The organism is Umezawaea tangerina (assembly GCF_003002815.1).
GTDB lineage: Bacteria > Actinomycetota > Actinomycetes > Mycobacteriales > Pseudonocardiaceae > Umezawaea > Umezawaea tangerina.
Map to the genome: position 1 here is coordinate 373,356 of NZ_PVTF01000004.1, position 21,975 is coordinate 395,330.

Genomic DNA, 21,975 nt, shown 5'->3' on the forward strand with positions numbered 1-21,975 from the left:
CGAGCTTGCTGCCGTGGGCGCGCTTGGCCAGGCTCGCGGCACCCGCCTCACCCAGGGAGGAGCTGTCGAGGGTGGACTCCCCGTCGACGATCCTGCGGTGCCGCTCGGCGGTCACGTCGATGGACGACGACATCACAGACCACCTTCGCGGCTGAGGTAACGGCGGGCCACCGCGCGCGCCCGCGAGATGCGGACCTCCACGGTGTGGGGCTTGAGCCGCATCAACTCTCCGATCTCGGCGGGGCTGTACCCGCCGCGCACGAGCTCCAGCAGCGCGCCGTCGCTGTGCCCGATGTGCTTGAACAGTGAATCCAGCACCGCCTGCGTGACCACGGTGTCCTCGGCGGACTGGTCGCCGTGCAGCTGGTCGACCGTCGACCACGCGTCCATCAGCTCGACGTCCACCCACTCCCGCCTGCCCCGCTGCCACCTGCGGTAGGTGTTGGGGAAGCTCAGGACGCAGGCGTTCGAGTAGTACTGCTTGAGGGACAGGCCGTCGTAGGGCGACCAGCGGCCGCCGATCAGACCGCGGTCGCGGAACATCTCGAAGCCGTCCCAGACGACCTCGCTGGACAGGTCCTCGACGTCGTCGTGCGGCACCTTCTGCCGCATGACGCCCCAGCCGTTCTTGCCCGAGCTGGCGAAGATCCCGCCGGAGCGCACCAGGCCCTTGACGAACTCCAGCCCGTAGCCGAGCAGCTGGTTCAGGACCATCTGGGACACCCCACCGGTGAGTCCGCGTTCGCGGAAGTGCTGGTGCAGGAGCATGTCCACCCGGACCCGGTGCGCGTCGTCCGCGCCCGACCGGAAGTAGTGGTCGACGTCGTGGGTGGAGAGTTCCCCTAAAACCGGGTCGCCCGGCTCCTGGGACCCCTCGAGAAAACCCATCCACCGATCCCTACGTAGACACGTCCGCTGCCTTCACTGGTACCAATGTCGTCGAATAACACTTTCCTCACAAGATTCACGAAAGAAAATTTTCGTCACGCTGGGCGACGGGCCATCACGTGGAGTCGCGCCGCCACGTCCCGCAGCGGAGACCTCGTCGCGGCCGCCAGCTCCAGCTCCGCGAGCGCCTCCGCGGCGCCGGGGTTCGACTCCAGCACAGAGCCCGGCACCAGGTCGGACACCACGCCGTAGCCCTGCAGCAGCTCGACCTTCAGCCCGGCGCCGAGCACCAGCGCCTCCAGGCCCGCGATGTCGAACCGGCGCAGCAGCGGGTCCTTGGTCCCGGCCAACTGACCGGCGGCATCGTCGAGCAGCCTGCGGGCGTCGACCAGCCTGCCCGCGATCGCCCGGTGCAGCACCGCCGCGAACCGGTTCGCCACCAGCACGGACACCGCGCCACCGGGGGCGGCGGCGGCTCCGAGGGCCAGGGCGGCCACGGCGGCGTCGTCGACGATCTCCAGCAGCCCGTGCCCCAGCACCAGGTCCGCCTCGCCCTCGGCGGCCAGGTCGCCCAGCGCGTCGGTGTCGCCCTGGATCGCCGTGATGCGGTCCGGCACGCCCGCCTCGCGCGCGCGGCGGTGCAGCGTCGCCAGCGCGTTCGGGCTCGGCTCGATCACCGTGACCGCGCAGCCGGCCACGGCGAGGGGCACCGCCCACACGCCCGTGCCGCCGCCGACGTCGAGCACCCTGGGCGCTTCCCCGCCCCGGCGCTCCCGCGCGGCGATCAGCTCGGCGTCGAGCACCCTGTGCACAGCGTCCGGTCGCATGGTCGTAGAGCGTAGAGCGTGGTACCGACAGCGCACGCCGACCGATGGCGGCCGACGAAGTTCGGAACAGATCTGGTAAAGACCGTAGGCTGCACCCCGTGCATACGGTCGCAGTGCTGAGCCTCAAGGGTGGCGTGGGCAAGACGACGGTGGCGCTCGGTCTCGCCTCGGCCGCGCTCCGCCGTGGCGTGCGGACGCTGGTGATCGATCTGGATCCGCAGTGCAACGCCACGTCGACCCTGGAACCCGCCGAGACCGAGGCGTCCATCTACGACGTCCTGCGGGAACCCACCCTCGAGGTCCTGGAGAGAGCGGTCGCGCCGAGCACGTGGGGCGAGGGCGTCGACGTCCTCTCCGGTTCCGAGGACGCGGAGTCGCTGAACCACCCCGACCCCGGCCAGACCCGGCTGGGCAGGCTGCGCGAGGCCCTGACCCTGATCAAGGACCGCGACGACGACTACCCCTACCAGCTCGTGCTGCTCGACTGCCCGCCGTCGCTTGGCCAGCTGACCCGGTCGGCGCTCGTCGCCGCGGACCGCGCGCTGCTGATCACCGAGCCGACCATGTTCGCGGTCGCGGGCGTGCAGCGGGCGTTCGAGGCCGTCCAGAACGAGCGGGAGAACAACGCCGACCTGCAACCGCTGGGCGTCGTGGTGAACCGGGTCCGGCCGCGCTCGCACGAGCACCAGTTCCGCATCGAGGAGCTGCGCGACATCTTCGGCCCGCTGGTGATGCCCGTGGCGCTGCCGGACCGGCTGGCCGTCCAGCAGGCGCAGGGCGCGTGCATGCCGATCCACGAGTGGGGCACGCCCGGCGCCCGCGAGGTCGCGCTGGCGTTCAACCTGCTGCTGGCACGGGTGCTGCGGGTCAGCCGCAGCCGCCGCCGCGCGGTGCACCAGGACTTCGACGACGAGGAGATCCAGGAGGCGGTCGACGCGTGAGCCCGGCCGCCCTGCTCGCGTTCACCGCCACGGCGGTGCTGCTCACGGTCACGCCGGGCCTGGACACCATGATGCTGCTGCGCATGGTGCTCGGCGGCGGGCGCAGGGCGGGCGTGTTCGGCGGTCTCGGCACCACGCTCGGCTGCCTGGTCTGGGGCGCGGCGAGCATCGCCGGTCTCACGGCGCTGCTGGTCGCCTCCCGGTTCGCCTACGACGTGCTGCGCTGGGCGGGCGCGCTGTACCTGCTGTGGCTGGGCGGCTCGGCCCTGTGGCGGTCGTGGCGCGGGCGCGCTGGCGAGGACCGGGCCGCCACGCGGCCGACCACGCCGCCGCGGGCGTTGCGGATCGGCTTCACCACGAACGTGCTCAACCCCAAGATCGGCGTGTTCTACCTGAGCCTGCTCCCCCAGTTCCTGCCCACCGACTCCGGCTCGACGGGTTGGGCGGTGCTCCTGGTGGGCATCCACGTCGGCGTGGGGCAGATCTGGCAGCTCGTCGTCGTGGGGCTCGCGGGCCGCGCGGCCGTCGTGCTGACCAGACCAGGGGTGCGGCTGTGGACCGAGCGGCTCACGGCGTCCGTGCTCATCGGCTTCGGTGTGAAAGTGGCGTTCGCCGGCAGTGCCCGAGGGTGACACGGTCTTCCTCGCGGGCCACCGCCTCGACGAGGCGCTGGCCGGCAAGACGCTGCTGCGGGCCGAGCTGCGGCACCCCCGGCTCGTCACCAACGACCTGACGGGCCGCACCGTGCTCGGTGTGCGCTCGGTCGGCAAGCACCTGCTCACCCGCTTCTCCGGCGACCTGAGCCTGCACAGCCACTTCCGCATGGACGGCGCCTGGCACCTCTACCGCCCCGGCCAGAAGTGGCAGCGGCCCGCCCACCAGGTGCGGGCGATCCTGGAGGTCGACGACCGGTTCGCCATCGGTTTCGCCCTGCACGACCTGGAGCTCGTCCCCACCTCCCAGGAGGACCGGCTCGTCGGCCACCTCGGCCCCGACCTGCTGGCACCGGACTGGTCCGACGCCCACGCCGCCGAGGCGGCCCGCGCCCTCGCCGCCGCCCCCGACCGCCAGCTGGGCCCGGCCCTGCTGGACCAGCGGGTCATGGCCGGTGTGGGCAACCTCTACAAGGCCGAGGTCTGCTTCCTGCTGCACGTGTCCCCGTGGGCGCCGGTGTCCGCCGTCGACCCCGCCGAGGCCGTCCGGCTCGCGCGCAAGCTCCTGCTGGCCAACGCCTGGCACCCGGAGCAGAGCACCACCGGCCAGCTGGGGCGGGGGCGGCAGCACTGGGTGTTCGAGCGCGGCGGCAAGCCGTGCAGGCGCTGCGGCACCCGGATCAAGGTCGCGACGCAGGGCGACGACCACACCGCCCGCCTCTCCTACTGGTGCCCCCGCTGCCAGCCGACGCCCTCGCGGTGACCGGCCGTTCCCGCTGGTTAGGGTTGTCGGGACGTCTACTCCCGGAGGTTGTTCGGTGCTCTACGAGCGCGTGGTCCGCAAGGCCTTGTTCCGCATGCACGGCGGCGACGCGGAACGGGTGCACGAGACCACCCTCGGCCTGCTCTCCCGGCTCAGCCCCGCACTCCGGTTCAGCACCGGCGTCCGCGACGAGCACACCGCCTTCGGCCTCCGCTTCCCCAACCGCGTCGGCCTAGCGGCGGGCGTCGACAAGGACGGCCGCGCCCTCCCCGCCTGGGCCGCGCTCGGCTTCGGCTTCGTCGAGGTCGGCACCGTCACCCGCCACCCCCAACCGGGCAACCCCCACCCCCGCCTGTTCCGCCTCCGCGAGAGCGAGGCGATCATCAACCGCATGGGCTTCAACAACGCCGGCGCCCAAGCCCTCGCCGCCCGCCTTGACCGCCTCGGCCCCCTCCGCACCCCTCTCGGCATCAGCCTCGGCAAGTCCAAGGTCACCCCCGTCGAGGACGCCGTCGAGGACTACTGCACCTCCCTGCGCGCCCTCTACCGCCACGGCGACTACTTCGCCATCAACATCAGCTCCCCCAACACCCCCGGCCTGCGCGGCCTCCAGGACAAGACCGCGCTGACGGAGCTGCTGAGCGAACTCACCACCACCGCCACCACCCTCGCCCACGGCACCCCCCGCAAACCCATCCTCGTGAAGATCGCCCCCGACCTCACCGACGACGCCATCGCCGAGCTGCTGGAGGTGTGCGCCCACCACCAGGTCAACGGCCTCATCGCCACCAACACCACCCTCACCAGAACCGGCCTCGCCCCCTCCGACCAGCCCCTCGCCGCAGAAGCAGGCGGCCTCAGCGGCCGCCCCCTCACCGAACGCGCCCGCGAGGTCGTCTCCTTCATCAGCAAGGAAACGAACGGCACCCTCCCCATCATCGGCGCAGGCGGCATCTCCACCCCCGACGACGCCCTCCGCATGCTCGACGCGGGCGCCACCCTCCTCCAGCTCTACACCGGCTTCATCTACCACGGCCCAGGCCTCATCAGAACCATCAACAAAACCCTGCGCACCCACGCCAGCTAGCAGGCAGGCGAAGCTGGAAACAGCAAACAACCTGCCCGCCCAACCCAGTTGGAAGTAGCACACAACCTGCCCAACAACGCTGGAAGCGAGCGCGCTCGTCCGCTAGTGCGGTCGGCTTGACTTGGGGTTTTTGGGCTTAAACTTGCGGCGGCGGGCAGGCTCTACCACCTGCCCTTTTTCGCCCGACGAAGCCCAAAAAAGGGGCCCCAAGTCAAGCCGACCGCACCCGGAGACAGCTGTAGCGACACCCCCGAAGACCGCGGACAGCGACACCCCCGGAGACCGCGGTTAGCGACACCTCCGGAGACCACCGCACCGACACCGCGGCGACACCCACGACGCCTCCCATACCCGGTATCGAAACCCCACCCTCAAGGCCTCCGAGCCGCCCGAAGCCACCTCATCACCGGGTGCAGGATCACGATCAACAGCGACCCCCACACCAGCCCGCCCATCGCCATGTCCCCGAGCTTCATCGTCAGGTCCCCCACCCCCGCCACCAGCGCCGCCCCTCCCACCATCGCGTTGGCCGGGTTGGTCAGGTCGACCCCGTTCTCCATCCAGATCCGGACCCCGATCAGCCCGATCACCCCGTACAGCACCAGGGTCGCTCCTCCGAGCACTCCAGGCGGGATCGTCGCCAGTGCCGCGGTGAACTTCGGCGAGAACGCCAGCAGCACCGCTCCGCAGGCCGCGAACGCGCACGCCGCCGTCGAGTACACCTTCGTCACGGCCATCACCCCGATGTTCTCGGAGTAGGTGGTCGTCCCGCTGCCGCCGCCCAGTCCGGCCAGCAGGGTCGACACGCCGTTCGCGATGATCGAGTCGCCGATGCTCCCGTCCAGGTCCCGCCCGGTCAGCGTCGCCACGGCTTTCACGTGCCCGACGTTCTCCGCGACCAGGACGATCACGACCGGCAGGAACATCAGGGTCACCGAGGGCCGCACCTCGGGTGTCCGGAAGTCGGGGAGGCCGAACCAGGCGGCGGTGCGCAGCGCCTGGATCCGCTCGTCCGCGATGAACCCCAGGAGCCCGCCCAGCCCCCATCCGACGAGCACGCCGAACAGCACGGACAGCCGGAACACCAGTCCGCGGCCGAGGATGCCGCCGAGCAGGATCAGGCCCATCGTCACAGCCGCCAGCAGCGGTTGCCTGGAGAACGGCTCGGTGGCCGAGTGGGACAGGTTGAGGCCGATCAGGATCACCACGGCGCCGCTCACGACCGGCGGCATCACCGAGTCGATCAGCCGGACGCCGAGCGCCTTCACGGCGATGCCCACCACGATCACCAGCAGACCCGCGGAGAGCACTCCGCCGAGCTGGGCGGCGACGCCTTCCTCGCGCGCGGCGACCAGGGGTGCGATGAACGCGAACGACGCGCCGAGGTAGCTGGGGACCCGGTTGCGGGTCAGCAGGAGGAACAGCAGGGTGCCGACACCGGAGAAGAGGAGCGTCGTGCTGACGGGCAGACCGGTGACAGCGGGCACGAGGAGGGTGGCGCTGATCATCGCCACGAGGTGCTGGGCTCCGAAACCGACGGTGAGCGGCCAGCTCAGCCGCTCCTGCGCTGCTACGGCTTCACCGTCGGTGACCCGACCATCGCCGTGCACGGTCCACAACGCCACTCAATGCCCTCCCGGCAGCTCCGTCGAACGCCCCTGTCCGACCTTGGAATCCTGCCACGCCACGTAGCCGATGAGGCTATATAACGGTCTGATAATCACACGAAGGCACTAAGGATTGCCATACCGACCACGACGTGGGCGCAAGTTGACTACGCAACGTGATGCAAAGGGTTGGGACGGATGGTCCCGAGTCGATGTGCGGGTGTCAGCCTACCGGGGTGTGGATCACTCGATCTGCCCGGGTGCGCCCCGACGGCGCCGGTTCCGGGGCTCTAGCGGGACAGGTCGCGCAGCGCCGAGGCCAGCCCGGCCAGGTGGTCGGTGGCGTCGTTCAGCGCGTGCCGCTGGTCCACCGCGGTGCTGGCCGCCAGCGCGTTCCCGGCGGCGCCGACCAGCACGCAGTAGCCGTCCACGCCCTCGTCCAGCTGTTCGCGCAGGCGGCGGACGCCCTCGACCAGCGGCCCCCGGTTCAGCGGTGGCGCCATGTCCCGCGCCCGTTCGACGGCCTGGAGCTGGGCGGACACCGACCGGATCGCGGCGGCGGCCTCCAGGCTGGTCGCCCGAGCCTGGTCGACGGACTCCGTGGGCACCGACGTCAGCGACGGCGAGTCGAGCTGGCGGAGCAGCTCCCCGAGGGTCGCCTCCGCCTCGTCCAGCCGTTCCATCGGCTGCCGGGCGGCCGACGTCCGGGCGGGCAGCGGCACCCGCACCGGCGGTGCCGTCAGGGCGAGCTGCTGCTTGGCGGCGCGGATCTCCCGCATCTTGCCGCCGGTGCGGATCGCCAGGACGCCGAACACGGCACCGCCGACCGCCGCGCCGACGCCCACGCCCACCGGGAAGACCCCGAGGAACGTGAACAGGCCGATGACGGCGAGGACCGCGAGGACGCTGAACCAGACGGTCATGACGCGGCCCGCGCGCCTGTGCCGCCGGTCGAGCTTGGCGACCGGGTTGTTCCAGTTCTCGAGGCGTCGACGAACCTGGTCCGCGACGGGGCCCTGCAGTTGGCCGGTGACGATCTGGGCTATCTCGCCTGGCGTCTTCTTGCGGGGCCCCATCGGGTAGCTCATCGACGTCCCCGGTCAGCCCTGGCTTGCGGGCGGGTTCTGCTGCGGCAGCTGCTGGGTCTGCTGCGACTGCTGCTGCACGCGCGCGGCGATCTCCTGCTGGATGCTCGCGGCCGCGCTGGTGGACGCACCGCTGGTGACCTCGCCCGCGACCTTGCCGCCACCCATGGAGGCGCGGATCTGCTCGAGTCGCGAGGAGCCCGCCATCTGGGTGGTGGACTGCTGGACCTCGAGCATCCGGCCCTGCACGGAGTTCTGCGCCAGCTCCGCGGAGCCGAGCGCGGTCGTGTACCGCTTCTCGATCTTGTCGCGGACCTCGTCCAGCGAGGGGGTGTTGCCGGGTGCGGCCAGCTCGGACATCTGGCGCAGCGACGAGGAGACCTGCTCCTGCATCTTGGCCTGCTCCAGCTGGCTGAGCAGCTTGGTGCGCTCGGCGAGCTTGGTCTGCAGGACCATCGCGTTGCGCTCGACGGCCTGCTTCGCCTGGGCGGCGGCCTGCAGCGACTGGTCGTGCAGCGTCTTCAGGTCCTCGATGCCCTGCTCGGCCGTGACGAGCTGGGTGGCGAACATGGTCGCCGCGTTCTCGAACTCGGAGGCCTTCTTCTCGTCGCCCTTGGCCCTGGCCTCGTCGGCCAGCACCAGCGCCTGGCGCGCGGACGACTGGAGCTTCTCGACCTCACCGAGCTGGCGGTTCAGCTTCATCTCGAGCTGGCGCTGGTTGCCGATGACCGCGGCGGCCTGCTGCGACAGCGCCTGGTGCTGCCGCTGCGCCTCCTCGATGGCCTGCTGGATCTGCACCTTGGGGTCGGCGTGCTCGTCGATCTTCGACGAGAACGACGCCATGAAGTACTTCCACGCCTTCACGAAAGGGTTGGCCATCTCCTACGCCTGCCTTCTCCGTACTTCCTGGCTCGCGCTCGTGATTGGCAACGACCCGGTGCCGGTGTTGGTTCCATCGTGTCAGTTGTGCCGCGCTGCTTCCACCGACACGGGGAGATCTCCGGGATCACCCTGAGACCACCCCTGCGACTTTCGTCGTCGGCGGGTCAATCCTGCCTCGTCGCGTGCGGGGATGGTCGACAACCCCCACCCGGCGTGGCCAACTCGTTGTACGCGACAGCGCCGAGCAGGGGTGTCCCCGACTCGGCGCTGTGATCGCTGGTGTGGATCAGGCCGCCACCACGGCACCGCGCGGTGGGCTGATCGACGTGGACAACCTGTGGCTGAGCACGGGCTGGAGCCGCAGGTCGGACAGGTCGTTGCCGATCACCGCGGGCACCAGGGTGCCCGCTTCCAAGCTCGCCTTGGCGGGCTCGGGGCGCTTGGTGAGCGCCGCCGGACTGGTCACCGGCTCCAGGGCGCCCATGTCGCTGGCGACCCGGTTCAGTAGTTCGGACAGGGGCAGGTCCAACGCCTCGCAAATGGCGGCCAGCAGCTCGCTGGATGCCTCTTTGCGGCCACGCTCCACCTCGGACAGGTACCCCAGGCTGACACGGGCGGTCCTGGAGACCTCGCGCAGCGTGCGGCGTTGGGTGGTGCGGGCATGGCGGAGCCGATCACCGATCGCCTCGCGTAGCAGCACGGTCATCGCGCGCCTCCTTCCGGCCGGCCGTGCCCCCACGTTACCGATACACCCGGACAACGGGCAGTTACTTCGGGACACGTCCGCCAAGGGCGAACGAGTGGCGTGGCCCGCGAGTTCCCGGCGCGGTCACCGACTTTCACCGCGAGTTCACCCGGAAGTGCTGGTCAGGCCCTCCAGCAGGAGGGTGAGGGCCGCGTCGACGGACGCGGAACGGATCTCGTGACGATCGCCACCCAGAGTCATCGATCTGACCTCCGTCCCCGTCCCGCCGGCCAGACCTATGTGCACGGTGCCCGGTCCGACGCCGTCCTGCGGGTCCGGACCGGCCACCCCGGTCAGCCCGAGCCCCCAGTCGGCACCGCAGCGCGTCCGCGCGCCTTCGGCCAACTGGCGGGCCACTTCGGGGTGCACGGCGCCGTGCTCGGCCAGCAGGGCCCCGTCCACGCCCGCGAGCGCGTGCTTGAGGTCGGTCGCGTAGACCACCAGTCCACCGCGCACGGCGGCGCTGGCACCCGGTACGGACGTCAGCGCGGCCGTGACCATGCCCGCGGTGAGGGACTCGGCGGTCGCGACGGTCTGGCCGCGTTCCCGCAGCAGCGCGACGACGGTGGCCGGGGCGGTCACGCGCCCGCCACGGCCCGGCGGCCGCGGGCGCGCAGCCGCACCGCGCGGATCACGTAGTCGACGCCGGTGACGACGGTCAGCACCACGGCCGCGCCCATCAGGACGGTGGCCACGGGGCTCAGGAACGACGGCAGCGGCAGCACGTAGAGGCCGATGGCCAGGATCTGGACGAGCGTCTTCGCCTTGCCGCCCCGGCTGGCCGGGATGACGCCGTGCCGGATGACCCAGAACCTCAGCAGCGTGACGCCGATCTCGCGGACGGCGATGAGCACCGTCACCCACCACGGCAGCTCGCCGAGCAGGCTCAGCCCGACCAGCGCGGCCCCCGTGAGGGCCTTGTCCGCGATCGGGTCGGCGATCTTGCCGAAGTCGGTGATCAGCCCGTGCTTGCGGGCCAGGTTGCCGTCCACGTGGTCGGTGAACGACGCCACCGCGAACACCGCGAACGCCGCCAGCCGCCAGGACGTCTGGTGGCCGTCGGCGGCGAACAGCGCCGCCAGGAACACCGGCACCAGGACCAGCCGCGAGACCGTCAGGACGTTCGCGATGTTCAGCAGCGGCACCGGTGTGGGCGTGGACGGGTCGCCGCCCACGTCGGTCATCGGGGACCGCCGCGCGGGAGGACCTCGATCGGGGTGCAGACCAGGTCCACGCCCTCGGAGGAGTCCACGAGGCAGCGCACCATGTCGCCGACCTTCAGCCCCTCGGCGTCCATGATCACGCACTCGCCGTCGACCTCGGGGGCCTGGTGGGCCGCGCGGCCGACGCAGTCGGACTCGTCGTCCTCCTCGTGCTCGACGAGGACGACCACCTCCTGGCCGACCCGGTCCTCGGCGCGCTGCGTGGTGAGCTCCTCGACCAGCGCGGTCAGCCGGGTCACGCGGGCGGTGATCGTGTCGGCGTCGAGCTTGTCGGGCAGGTCCTCGGCCTCCGTGCCGTCCTCGTCGGAGTAGCCGAACACGCCGACCGCGTCGAGCATGCCCTCGGTGAGGAAGCGCTCCAGCTCGGCCACGTCCTCCTCGGTCTCACCGGGGAAGCCGACGATCACGTTGCTGCGGATGCCAGCCTCGGGCGCCAGCTCGCGGATCTGCTTGACCAGGCCGAGGAACGAGTCCGTGGACCCGAACCGGCGCATGCGGCGCAGCACGGACTCGCTGGAGTGCTGGAACGACATGTCGAAGTACTGGGCGACACCGGGCGTGGTGGCGATGGTCCTCACCAGGCCGGGCTTCGTCTCGGCGGGCTGGAGGTAGGACACCCGGACCCGGTCGATGCCGTCGATCGCGGCGAGCCGGGGCAGCAGCACGTCCAGCGCGCTCCCGCCGCCCAGCTCGCGCGGCAGGTCCTTGCCGTAGGAGGTGGAGTTCTCGCTCACCAGGAACAGCTCGCGCACGCCCTGCTCGGCCAGCCAGCGCGCCTCGGCCACGACCTCGTCGGGGTGGCGCGACACGAACGCGCCGCGGAACGACGGGATGGCGCAGAACGAGCAGCGGCGGTCGCAGCCGGACGCGATCTTCAGCGGCGCCACCGGGGAGGAGTCCAGGCGCTTGCGCATGACCTTCGTCGGGCCCCAGCCGTGGCCGGGCACCTGGACGTCGTCCTTGGCGGCCGCCGCGGGGCGCTGCACCGGGGTGAGCGGTAGCAGCGTGCGGCGGTCGACCGGCTTGTGCGACTCGATCGAGCGACCCGCGGCCACGTCGTCCAGGCGGGCGGCCAGGTCGGCGTAGTGGTCGAAGCCCAGCACCGCGTCGGCCTCGGGCAGGCTGGAGGCCAGCTCCGCGCCGTACCGCTCGGCCATGCAGCCGACCGCGACGACCTTCGCGCCGCTGTCGGACGCCGCCAGCAGCGTGTCGATGGAGTCCTTCTTCGCCGACTCGACGAAACCGCAGGTGTTGACCACCACGACGTCGGCGTCACCGCCGTCGGTGTCGACCAGCTCCCACCCGCCGTTCGTCAGCCGACCGGCGAGCTCTTCCGAGTCGACCTCGTTGCGGGCGCACCCGAGAGTGAGCATGGCGACGCGCTTGGACGTGGTGGGAGTGGACACGGGCCCAGCGTAACCGGCCGGGGTGGGTTGGCTGGAATTCACTCCCACCTCACCAGTGGGACACGTGACATCGGCGAAGTTCCGGCGCGGCACTAAATTCAGCGGTCGTGAGCAGTGGCGTAGTCGTGCGAAGGGCCCGCACCAGCGACGTGCGGGCGATGAAGGCACTGGTCGACCAGTACGTCGGGAAGGTGCTGTTGGCGAAACCCCTGGTCACGCTGTACGAGGACGTGCAGGAGTTCTGGGTGGCCGAGGTCGACGGCGTGGTGCGCGGGTGCGGCGCGCTGCACGTGCTGTGGGAGGACCTGGCCGAGATCCGGACCGTGGCGGTCGACCCGCTGGCGCTGGGCCAGGGGCTCGGGCACCGGCTGGTGGCCCAGCTGGTCGCCGTGGCGCGCGAGCTCCAGCTGTCGCGCATCTTCGTGCTGACGTTCGAGACGGACTTCTTCGCACGGCACGGTTTCGTCGAGATCGACGGCACCCCGGTGTCGCCCGAGGTGTACGAGGAGATCCGGCGGTCGGTCGACGAGGGCGTCGCGGAGTTCCTCGACCTGTCCTACGTGAAACCGAACACGCTGGGCAACTCGCGGATGCTGCTGCACCTCTAACCGTTCGAGCTGGCATTAGAAGAGTCTTGACTGTGCGAGTGGCGGGCGCGCAGCATGGGCGCGTGTCCTCACCCAGCGGCGAGCAGTTCACGGTCGACGAGCTGGCGGCCCGCGCGGGCCTGCCGAGCAGCACCATCCGGATGTACCAGACCAAGGGCGTGCTGCACCCGCCGCGCAGGCAGGGCCGGGTCGCGCACTACGACGACACGCACCTCGAACGGCTGACGCTCGTGCAGCGCCTCCAGAGCAGGGGCTTCTCCCTGCCCGCCATCGCCGAGCTCGTCGCGGCCCGCGAGAAGGGGGCCAGCGTCGCCGCCGTGCTGGGCGTCGGCGACGCCGAGGGCCCCGACGACTGGGTGCGCATCCGGGTCCGCGACATCAGCAGGCTCGTCCCCCTCGGCGACGTCCGCCCGAGGTTGCTGCGGCGCGCGGCGCAGCTCGGGCTGGTCCGGTGGCGGCACGGGTGGCCGCACTGCAGGCGGTGGGCGCTGGAGGCGGGCAACCGGCTGACCGGCATCGGGCTGCCCAGCGACGACGTGCTGGACAAGTTCGAGCTGCTGCGCGCCGAGACCGGCAGGATCGCCGCGGAGTTCGTCGAGATCTTCGAGCGCAAGCTCTGGCCCCAGCTCGCCGCGGGCGACGACGACCAGCTCGACCGCGTCCGGGCCCTGCTCGTCGAGCTCACCTACACCGCCGAGACCGTCGTCATCGGCACCCTGCGCGAGTCCGTCCGCGAGGCCGCGGAGGCGTTCGCGGGCCGCCACGGCCTCCTCCCCGGCGCCGACTTCCGCCCGGCCTGGGTGGACGAGGCCGTGCCCATCGCCGAACGCCTCGTCGACCCGGAGCTGGCCGCCGAGGCCCCCGACGAGCCCGCCATCCGCCGGTTCCTCGACCGCGGGGACGAGCACGACGAGGCGCGGGCCTGAGCGCGGGCGCAACCGACCGGTCCGCCGGACGTCAGTAGCCACGACAGGTTCCTGCCCGGTGCGGGTGTCCGAAGCGGTCGAGCCGGCTGAGGGGTCCGGCTCGCACGCTCCCCGCACCGGGCCACCCCCTTCGAGGTGGGGGCCTGTGCGCCGGGGGTGACGGAGAGGTTCACCCGTCGTTGGAGCGGTGTCCGCCGTATAGGGGTGCCATAGGTGGCCCGAGTAGAGGTATGAACCACGTCACACCTACTCACGAGGGGGCACCACCTTGCTCGCGACATCCCTGCGCCGCACGTCCCGCAACACCGTCGCCGCGGTCATCGCCGTGTTCGCGCTGGTGATCGGGGCCGGTACCGCCCAGGCCATCGACGCCGCCGCGGTGACCGACAACTACCTGTTCAGCAAGACCCTGGCGCAGTTCAGTGCCCTCAAGGCCCAGCGGCCGAACGCCGACCAGCTCGACTGGTCCGACGACGGCTGCTCGTGGTCGCCGGACAACCCGTTCGGGTTCAAGTTCCTGCCCGCGTGCCAGCGCCACGACTTCGGGTACCGCAACTACAAGAGGCAGGGCCGGTTCAACGAGACCAGCCGCCTGCGGATCGACAACAACTTCAAGGCCGACATGTACTTCCAGTGCGCGGGCAACTGGGCCTGCAACCGGACCGCGGACCTGTACTACGCGGCCGTGCGCGAGTTCGGCGCCAGCTCGGTGAGCACCGCCGACGCCGTCACGAAGTTCAACGTGGAAGCCAAGTCCGCGGCTTTCGCCAGGTAGTCCCCGGCTGACGGGGAGGGCCGGGCAGGCCCTCCCCGCACCGGTCAGTCCTCGTCGTCCGACTCGGGTCCGCCGCCGCCGCGCATGAGGTAGAGCACCGAGTCCAGCTCGTCCGGCTTGATCAGCACCTCGCGGGCCTTCGAGCCCTCCGACGGGCCGACCACGCCGCGCGTCTCCAGCAGGTCCATGAGCCTGCCCGCCTTGGCGAACCCGACCCGCAGCTTGCGCTGGAGCATCGACGTCGACCCGAACTGGGACGTGACGATCAGCTCGGTCGCCGCGATCAGCACGTCGAGGTCGTCGCCGATGTCGGCGTCGATCTCCTTCTTCTCCCCGGCCTTCGCCGCCGTGACGCCGTCGGTGTACTCCGGCTGCGCCTGGTTCTTGACGAAGTCGACGATCTCGGTGATCTCCTCGTCGCCGACGAACGCGCCCTGCACGCGCACCGACTTCGAGGCGCCCATCGGCAGGTAGAGCGCGTCGCCCATGCCGATCAGCTTCTCGGCGCCCGGCTGGTCGAGGATGACCCGCGAGTCGGTCAGCGACGACGTGGCGAACGCGAGCCGCGACGGCACGTTCGTCTTGATCAGGCCGGTCACCACGTCCACCGACGGCCGCTGCGTGGCGAGCACCAGGTGGATGCCCGCGGCGCGGGCCTTCTGGGTGATCCGGACGATCGCGTCCTCGACGTCGCGCGGCGCGGTCATCATCAGGTCGGCCAGCTCGTCGACGATCGCCATGATGTAGGGGTAGGGCCGGTACTCGCGTTCGCTGCCGGGCGGCGCGGTGATCTCGCCGGACTTCACCTTCCGGTTGAAGTCGTCGATGTGCCGCACCCGGTTGACCTGCATGTCCTGGTAGCGCTGCTCCATCTCCTCCACGAGCCAGGTCAGCGCGGCGGCCGCCTTCTTCGGCTGGGTGATGATGGGCGTGATCAGGTGCGGGATGCCCTCGTACGGCGTCAGCTCGACCATCTTCGGGTCGATCAGGATCATCCGGACCTCGTCCGGCGTGGCCCGCGCCAGCAGCGACACCAGCATCGAGTTCACGAAGCTCGACTTGCCCGACCCGGTCGAGCCCGCCACCAGGAGGTGGGGCATCTTCGTGAGGTTCGCCGTGACGAAGTTGCCCTCGATGTCCTTGCCCAGCCCGATGAGCATCGGGTGGTTGTCGCCCATCGTGCTCGGCGCGCGCAGGATGTCGCCCAGCCGCACCATCTCGCGGTCGCTGTTGGGCACCTCGATGCCGACCGCGGACTTGCCGGGGATCGGCGCGAGCAGCCGCACGTTGTCCGTGGCGACGGCGTAGGCGATGTTCTTGGTCAGCGCGGTGATCTTCTCGACCTTCACGCCCGGTCCGAGCTCGACCTCGTAGCGGGTGACCGTCGGGCCGCGGGTGAACCCGGTGACCTGGGCGTCGATGGAGAACTGGTCCAGCACGCCGGAGATGGCCTCGATCATGAGGTCGTTGGCCTTGCTGCGGGTCTTCGGCGCGTCGCCGTGCTTGAGCACGGTCGGCGGCGGCAGCTTGTAGTCGCCCTCGACCGCGCGCGACACGAGCGCTTCCTTGGGCGCCTTCTCGACGACCTGCGCCCGCTCCTTGACCTGCGCGGCCGGTGCGCGGCGCGGCGGCGGGACCGGGGTCTCGTCCTCCTCGTCCAGCGGCAGCTCGGGCTGGTCGTCGCGCACGACGGCGGTGCGCTTGCGCGCGGGCCTGCGCAGCTTGACGGTCTTGCCCTCCTCGGGGAGGTCGTCGAGGTCGTCCTCGGCGTCGAACTCCTCGACGTCGCCGGGGCGCAGCCCGTCCAGCACGTCGCGCACGGACTTGCCCCAGAGCACCAGCAAGCCGTACAGGCCGACGAGGATCAGCAGCGGCGCCGCGACCCACACCGTCAGACCCTGCGCCAGGAAGCCGCCCGAGAGGTAGCCGAGCGCGCCGCCGGCCGTGCGCCGGTCGACGGGCTCGACCGGCAGGCCGCCCAACAGGTGCAGGAGGCCGAGGACGGCGATGCCGAGGAGCAGTCCGCCGATCACCAGCCGCGGCCGGGACTCCGGCTGCGGGTCGGTGCGCATCAGGACGACGCCGATCGCCAGCATCACCACCGGCGCCACGATGGCCGCGTTGCCGACGCAGCTGCGGACGGCGACGTCGACCCACGCGCCGACCGGGCCGCCCGCCCGCCACCACACGCCCGCGGCGGTGATCACGGCCAGCGCGATGAGCAGCAGGCCCAGACCGTCACGGCGGTGCGCCGGGTCGAGGTCCTTGGTGCGGCCCATGGTGCGGACGACACCCCCGACGCCCCGGCCCAGCAGCCGCCACGCGTTGCCCAGGCCCAGCCCGAGCCCCGCCGACGACGAGCCGCGACCGCGCGCGGGCCTGCGGGCGGGCGGCTTGCGGGCCGCGGTTTTGGCACGTGGCCGGGCCGTGCTCGTCCGGGGCTTCGACCCGGTCTTGCCACGTGTCGTGCCCTTGCCCGAGGTCCCAGTCCGGCCCGCCATAGCGCCCTACCGTATTCCTTTTCGTCACACCAGTCATTCCGGTCACACCGGCACCACAGCGGTCACCGGCGGCCGCACACCCGAGCGGGCATGAGAAGGTCCAGCCTCATGGTTGCCCGGAACGCCGACGCCGAACCGTCGACACGCCGTACTCTCCCCGCCGTGTCCACCCCCCTTCTGTGGCGCGCGCTGATCGCGGTCGACCGCGTCGTCGTCGGCGTGACCGGACGGCTCGAGGTCACCGGCGACATCCCGGCGTCACTGCGCGGCCGTCCCCTGCTCCTCGCGTCCAACCACATCGGCAACCTCGACCCGCTCGTGCTGGTCGCCGCCTGCCGCCGCATCCGCGTGGCCCCCCGCTTCATGCTCGCGGGCGGCCTGCTCGACGCCCCCGTGCTCGGCCCGCTCCTCAGGCGCTCCGGCCACCTCCGCGTCGACCGCCGTTCCGCCAACGCGGGCGAGGCCATGCAGCGCAGCGTCGAGGCCCTGCGGCGCGGCGGCGACCCGATCGCCGTGTACCCCGAGGGCCGCATCTCCCTGGACCCCGGCATGTGGCCGGAACGCGCGAAGACCGGCGTGGCCCGCATAGCCCTGAGCAGCGGCGCGGTGGTCGTCCCCGTCAGCCAGTGGGGCGCGCACGAGGCCATGTACTGGGGCAACCTGCACCCCGCGGGCTGGCGCGACTTCCTGCCCTACCTCACGTCCTGGTGGCACTCCATCCGCACCCGCCCCGCGCTCAAGGTCCACTTCGGCTCCCCCGTGGACCTGGCGGACCTGGTGGACGGCAAGCCGGGCGACGCGCGCCGGGCGCACGAGCGGATCATGACCGCCATCACCACCGGCCTCGTCCCGCTGCGCCTGGACGAACCCGACCTGCCGAGGTTCCACGACCCGACCCGCCCGACGACCGGCACCAGCCCGTGGCGCGCGCTGGTCGGCCCGCCCGGCGGATAGGACGCCGAACGGCCCCGTCCTCGGGTGAGGACGGGGCCGTTCGGCGGAGATCGGGTGGGATCACCCGCTGTGCACCAGCTCCCGCTCGGGCTCGTCCGCCTCGACCGGCTTCTTGCGGCCGAAGCGCGCCTTCGTGTTCTCGACCATCGTGTACAGCGTCGGCACCAGCACCAGGGTCAGCAGCGTCGAGCTGACCAGGCCGCCGATCACCACGACCGCCAGCGGCTGCGAGATGAACCCGCCGCTGCCGGTGATCCCCAACGCCATGGGCGCCAACGCGAAGATCGTCGCGGCGGCGGTCATCAGGATCGGCCGCAGCCTGCGGCGGCCACCCTCGATCACCGCCTCCTGGATCCCCATCCCCTGCGCCCGGTACTGGTTGATGAGGTCCATCAGCACGATCGCGTTCGTCACGACGATGCCGACGAGCATCAGCACGCCGATCAGCGCGGGCACGCCCAGCGCGGTGTCCGTGGCCAGCAGCAGCACGATGGCGCCGGTGGCCGCGAACGGGATCGACACCAGCAGGATCAACGGCTGGATGAGGCTCCGGAACGTCACCACCATGATCAGGAACACGATCGCGATCGCCACCAGCAGCGCGAGCCCCAGGTCGCCGAACGCGTCCTGCTGGTCCGCGCTGACCCCACCGATGCTGAACGCGGCGCCCGCGGGCAGCGTCAGGGCGTCGAGCTTCTTCTGCAGCTCCGCCGTCACCGCGCCGATGTTCTGGTCCGTCGCGGTCGCCGACACCGACACGCTGCGGTCGCCGTCGACCCGCTTGATCTGCACCGGACCGTCGACCTGGGTCACCGCGGCGACGTCGCCGAGCTTGAGCCCACCGGCCAGCGGCAGCCCCTTGACCTGCTCCAGGTCCGTGGGCGCCGGGCCGCCGCGCAGCACCACGTCCTGCAGCTCGCCGTCGATGGTGAGCTGCGTGATCGTGGTCCCGCGGAAGGCCTGCGACACCAACTGGCCGACGGCCGCGTCGGTGAGCCCGAGCGGACCGGCGGCGGCGCGGTTCAGGGTGACCTGGACGCGCGGGGCGCTGTCGCCGAGGTCGCTGGTCACGTCGGTGAGCCCGGACGTGCCCTGCACGGCCTCGCGGACCTGGTCGGACGCCGTGCGCAGCACGTCCGCGTCGGCCGCCGTGACGGACACGGCCACCGTGTTGGCGTTGAAGCCGCCACCGCCGCCGCCCGCGCCGACGGTGATGTCACCGGCGTCGGTCAGCGCCTCGGCGCGCTTGCGGAGGTCGGCCTCCACGGCGGGCGTGTCGGTGTCCTGCTTCAACGTGATGGAGAACGACGCCGTGGACGGGTTCCCACCGCCGCCGAACGCCGCGAAGCCCTGCTGCGAGCCGATCGTGACCTGGTAGGTCTCGACGGCGTCGAGGTCGCCGAGCACCGCCTCGACCTTCTTGGCCGCCGCGTCGGTGGCCGCGAGGCTCGTGCCGACCGGCATCTCCTGCTTGAGGCTCAACGTGTTCTGGCCCGAGGAGTCGATGAAGTTGGTCTGCAGCAACGGGACGAGCCCCAGCGTGCCGATGAACACCGCCACCGCGATCAGCACCGTGACCAGGCGCCTGCGGGTGGCGAACCGCAGGATCGGCACGTAGACCCGCTGCAGGACGTTGCGGCGCTCGCGCTCGGCCGCCTCGGGGCCGTCTTCCTTGCCGGGCTTGAGGAACCAGTACGCCAGCACCGGGATCACGGTCAGCGACACCAGCAGCGACGCCACCAGCGCGACCGTGACGGTGATGGCGAACGCGGAGAACAGCTGGCCGATCAGGCCGCCGACGACGGCGATCGGCAGGAACACCGCGACCGTCGTCAACGTCGACGCCGTCACCGCGCCCGCGACCTCGCGCACGCCGTCGAGCACCGCGCGCCGCTTGTCCTCCCCGTAGGACAGGTGTCGTTTGATGTTCTCCAGCACCACGATCGAGTCGTCCACCACCCGGCCGATCGCGATCGTCAGACCGCCGAGGGTGAGGACGTTGAGCGAGTAGTCGCCGATCCACAGCGCGATCAGCGCCACCAGCACGGACAGCGGGATCGACACCGCCGTGACCAGGGTGGAGCGCAACGAGAACAGGAAGACCAGGATCACCAGCACGGCGAACAGCAGACCCAGCGCGCCCTCGGAGGTGAGGCCCTCGATGGACTTCTCCACGAACGGCGCCTGGTCGAACACGATCGTCAGCGCGGCACCGGACCCGAGGGTCGCGGCGAGCTGCGGCAGCTTGTCGCGCACCGCGTGCGACAGCGCGACGGCGTTGCCGTCCGGCGCCAGCGTCATCGAGATGCCGAGGCTGTCCTTGCCGTTGGTGCGGGTGATCGACGTTGCGGGCGCGGGCGCCTGCTCGACGGCGGCGACGTCGCCGAGGCGGGCGCCGGAGACGCGCAGCTCGCGCACCTCGTCCAAAGTGGACAGCTTGCCGCCGACCTGGACGCTCAGGCTCTTGTCCGCCTCGGTCAGCGTGCCCGCCGGGATCGAGATCCCGTTGGAGCGCAGCGCTTCCGGGATCGCCGTCGGCGCCACCTTCGCCGCGGCGAGCTTCGCCTGGTCCGGCGTGATGGTGATGTTCTGCTTGCGCGCGCCGGTCACCGCGGCCTCGCGGACACCCGCGATCGCCTGCAGCTCCGGCACGACGGTCCTGGTCACCTGGTCCGCCAGCTCGCGCTGGTCGGTGTCCGAGCTGACCGCGAGCACGACCGCGGGCAGGTTGTCCGTGCTGCCCGCGATCACCTGCGGGTCGACGCCCTGCGGCAGCTGCGCGCGGATGCGGGTCAACGCCTGCTGGAGGTCGTTCACCACGTCCGCGACGGGCAGGCCGAAGTCGAACTGCACCTGCACGGTCGCCGAGCCGTCCCGCGAGGTCGAGGTCACGTCCGTGACACCCGCGACGCCGCGCACGGCGGTCTCGATCGGCTTGGCCACCTGCTCCTCGACCAGCTCGGGGTTGGCACCGGGGAACGGCGCGACCACGACGGCGGCCGGGAACTCCAACGAGGGCAGCAGCTCCTGCTTGAGCGACGGGATCGCGTAGATCCCGAACGCGGTGGCGATGACCGCCACCAACGCCACCAAGGCGCGGTTGGCGAGGCTCAGTCTGGCCAACGAGGTCATGCGGCGACTCCAGCTAGACGTTTAGCCTGGGACAGACATTTAGTGTGAGGCGAAAGATTAGCCGACCCTGTTCGAGCTGTTACCTTCAGGCGGTGCGGGACGCGGAGAAGGGTCAGCTCGTCGACCGGGTCGTGCACGCCCAGAGGCGGTTGCAAAGACATGTCGCTTCCACGCACTCGAACCCGTTGTTGCAGGTCAACCTGACGATGCAGCAGCTCAAGGTGCTGCTCATGCTCTCCATGGGCGGCAGCCTGTCCGGACAGGAGCTGACCCGCGGACTCGGCGTCGGGTCCGCGACGGTGACCGGCCTGGTGGACCGGCTGGTGAACCAGGGCTTGGTGCTCCGGCGCGAAGACCCCCACGACCGCCGCGTCCGGCTGGTCGAGCCTACCGAAGCGGGCCGCGCCCTCGTGGCGGAACTGGAAGCCGCGGGCACCGAGCACTTCCGCGGGCTGCTGGCGACCTTGGACGCCGAGGACCTGCTGGCCCTGGAGCGGATCGTGAACCGGCTGACGGCGGCCGCCACGGCGGGCTCCAGCACCGCCTGCGGCTGAGCTTCCGCGGCCGGCCCGGCTCGCGGGCGCCTGGCTCTCGTGGGCCGAGTTCGCACAGCCGACCTCCAAGGGCCGAGCCACGGGGATCGACTCACGGCGCCGGTTTTCGGGCTGAGTTCCCGCGGCTGGCCCACACGCGTGACCCCAAGTCCCGGCGACCGACTCGCAGCGGCTGGTTTCCCAGGCCCAGTTCCCGCGGCTGACCCACACGCCAGCCGAGTTGCGGCGGCTTGATCCACACGCCCGCCGAGTTGCGGCGGTCCCCGGCTCCCCCAGAGCCGTCCTCTTGGCCCGATTCGCGGTGCCGACACCCGTCCCCGGCTCGCGGCGCCGGACTTTCCGCGACCGACTCCCAGCCGCAACCAGAGGTCCCCTGGTCGTGAGGATCCCCCGACGCACACGGTACGGGCGGGGTACG

20 protein-coding genes are annotated in these 21,975 nt (G+C 71.3%); 9 read left to right on the forward strand and 11 right to left on the reverse strand.

Annotation, left to right across the window (positions count from 1 at the left end):
* Positions 1-132: 132 nt before the first annotated feature.
* Together CLV43_RS15725 and CLV43_RS15730 are read right to left on the reverse strand one after the other, a co-directional pair.
* Entirely contained in the window at positions 133-888 is a 756-nt protein-coding gene (locus tag CLV43_RS15725; protein ID WP_106187903.1) for an RNA polymerase sigma factor, read from the reverse strand.
* Between the two features lie 95 nt (positions 889-983).
* On the reverse strand, positions 984-1,715 hold the full coding sequence (locus tag CLV43_RS15730) for a class I SAM-dependent methyltransferase (protein WP_106187904.1): 732 nt from the start codon (positions 1,713-1,715) through the stop codon (positions 984-986).
* Between the two features lie 98 nt (positions 1,716-1,813).
* Between CLV43_RS15730 and CLV43_RS15735 the strand changes: the two genes are divergently transcribed.
* Genes CLV43_RS15735 through CLV43_RS15750 form a run of 4 tightly spaced genes read left to right on the forward strand, consistent with a single transcriptional unit; the run spans position 1,814 to position 5,159 of the window.
* Positions 1,814-2,656 (forward strand): ParA family protein, encoded by an 843-nt coding sequence (locus CLV43_RS15735; protein WP_245886491.1) that lies wholly within the window; start codon positions 1,814-1,816, stop codon positions 2,654-2,656.
* Positions 2,653-3,288, forward strand: coding sequence for a LysE family translocator (locus CLV43_RS15740; protein ID WP_106187906.1), 636 nt, complete (start codon positions 2,653-2,655; stop codon positions 3,286-3,288). The genes CLV43_RS15735 and CLV43_RS15740 overlap by 4 nt, the downstream gene beginning before the upstream one ends.
* Positions 3,275-4,072, forward strand: coding sequence for a DNA-formamidopyrimidine glycosylase family protein (locus CLV43_RS15745; RefSeq protein WP_106187907.1), 798 nt, complete (start codon positions 3,275-3,277; stop codon positions 4,070-4,072). The genes CLV43_RS15740 and CLV43_RS15745 overlap by 14 nt, the downstream gene beginning before the upstream one ends.
* Positions 4,073-4,127: 55 nt before the next feature.
* Positions 4,128-5,159: a quinone-dependent dihydroorotate dehydrogenase gene (locus tag CLV43_RS15750; protein ID WP_106187908.1), complete on the forward strand. Its 1,032-nt coding sequence runs from the start codon at positions 4,128-4,130 to the stop codon at positions 5,157-5,159.
* A 371-nt stretch (positions 5,160-5,530) separates the two neighbouring features.
* Here CLV43_RS15750 and CLV43_RS15755 read toward each other — a convergent pair whose 3' ends face one another.
* The 7 genes from CLV43_RS15755 to rimO form a co-directional block, all read right to left on the reverse strand.
* Entirely contained in the window at positions 5,531-6,784 is a 1,254-nt protein-coding gene (locus tag CLV43_RS15755; protein ID WP_106187909.1) for a uracil-xanthine permease family protein, read from the reverse strand.
* Between the two features lie 272 nt (positions 6,785-7,056).
* On the reverse strand, positions 7,057-7,854 hold the full coding sequence (pspM, locus tag CLV43_RS15760; protein WP_106187910.1) for a phage shock envelope stress response protein PspM: 798 nt from the start codon (positions 7,852-7,854) through the stop codon (positions 7,057-7,059).
* A gap of 12 nt (positions 7,855-7,866) precedes the next feature.
* Positions 7,867-8,730, reverse strand: a complete 864-nt coding sequence (locus CLV43_RS15765) for a PspA/IM30 family protein (RefSeq protein WP_106187911.1) — start codon at positions 8,728-8,730, stop codon at positions 7,867-7,869.
* A gap of 289 nt (positions 8,731-9,019) precedes the next feature.
* Entirely contained in the window at positions 9,020-9,439 is a 420-nt protein-coding gene (locus tag CLV43_RS15770) for a helix-turn-helix domain-containing protein (protein ID WP_106187912.1), read from the reverse strand.
* Positions 9,440-9,583: 144 nt separating this feature from the next.
* On the reverse strand, positions 9,584-10,060 hold the full coding sequence (locus CLV43_RS15775) for a CinA family protein (protein ID WP_106187913.1): 477 nt from the start codon (positions 10,058-10,060) through the stop codon (positions 9,584-9,586).
* On the reverse strand, positions 10,057-10,662 hold the full coding sequence (gene pgsA / locus CLV43_RS15780; RefSeq protein WP_106187914.1) for a CDP-diacylglycerol--glycerol-3-phosphate 3-phosphatidyltransferase: 606 nt from the start codon (positions 10,660-10,662) through the stop codon (positions 10,057-10,059). The genes CLV43_RS15775 and pgsA overlap by 4 nt, the downstream gene beginning before the upstream one ends.
* Positions 10,659-12,074 carry a 30S ribosomal protein S12 methylthiotransferase RimO gene (gene rimO, locus CLV43_RS15785; RefSeq protein WP_106188260.1) on the reverse strand — a complete coding sequence of 472 codons (1,416 nt, stop codon included), beginning with the start codon at positions 12,072-12,074 and terminating at the stop codon, positions 10,659-10,661. Before rimO ends, pgsA begins: the two co-directional genes overlap by 4 nt.
* A 140-nt stretch (positions 12,075-12,214) precedes the next feature.
* Here rimO and CLV43_RS15790 point away from each other — a divergent pair, with 140 nt between their 5' ends.
* The 3 genes from CLV43_RS15790 (at position 12,215) to CLV43_RS15800 (ending at position 14,416) form a co-directional block, all read left to right on the forward strand.
* A complete protein-coding gene (locus CLV43_RS15790; RefSeq protein ID WP_106187915.1) occupies positions 12,215-12,715 on the forward strand; it encodes an amino-acid N-acetyltransferase in 501 nt (166 codons plus the stop codon).
* Between the two features lie 62 nt (positions 12,716-12,777).
* Positions 12,778-13,641, forward strand: coding sequence for a MerR family transcriptional regulator (locus CLV43_RS15795; protein WP_106187916.1), 864 nt, complete (start codon positions 12,778-12,780; stop codon positions 13,639-13,641).
* A 268-nt stretch (positions 13,642-13,909) separates the two neighbouring features.
* Entirely contained in the window at positions 13,910-14,416 is a 507-nt protein-coding gene (locus tag CLV43_RS15800; protein ID WP_342749779.1) for a phospholipase, read from the forward strand.
* A 44-nt stretch (positions 14,417-14,460) separates the two neighbouring features.
* On the opposite strand, the gene CLV43_RS15805 is transcribed toward CLV43_RS15800, so the two are convergent.
* Positions 14,461-16,917, reverse strand: a complete 2,457-nt coding sequence (locus CLV43_RS15805; protein WP_170155853.1) for an FtsK/SpoIIIE family DNA translocase — start codon at positions 16,915-16,917, stop codon at positions 14,461-14,463.
* Positions 16,918-17,025: 108 nt separating this feature from the next.
* Between CLV43_RS15805 and CLV43_RS15810 the strand changes: the two genes are divergently transcribed.
* The gene (locus CLV43_RS15810) at positions 17,026-17,871 is read left to right on the forward strand and encodes a lysophospholipid acyltransferase family protein (protein WP_425445756.1); all 846 of its coding nucleotides are present in this window, start codon (positions 17,026-17,028) and stop codon (positions 17,869-17,871) included.
* 60 nt (positions 17,872-17,931) lie between these two features.
* Here CLV43_RS15810 and CLV43_RS15815 read toward each other — a convergent pair whose 3' ends face one another.
* Positions 17,932-21,003 carry an efflux RND transporter permease subunit gene (locus tag CLV43_RS15815; protein WP_106187917.1) on the reverse strand — a complete coding sequence of 1,024 codons (3,072 nt, stop codon included), beginning with the start codon at positions 21,001-21,003 and terminating at the stop codon, positions 17,932-17,934.
* 92 nt (positions 21,004-21,095) lie between these two features.
* Here CLV43_RS15815 and CLV43_RS15820 point away from each other — a divergent pair, with 92 nt between their 5' ends.
* Positions 21,096-21,557 (forward strand): MarR family winged helix-turn-helix transcriptional regulator, encoded by a 462-nt coding sequence (locus CLV43_RS15820; protein ID WP_106187918.1) that lies wholly within the window; start codon positions 21,096-21,098, stop codon positions 21,555-21,557.
* The last annotated feature ends 418 nt before the right edge of the window (positions 21,558-21,975 follow it).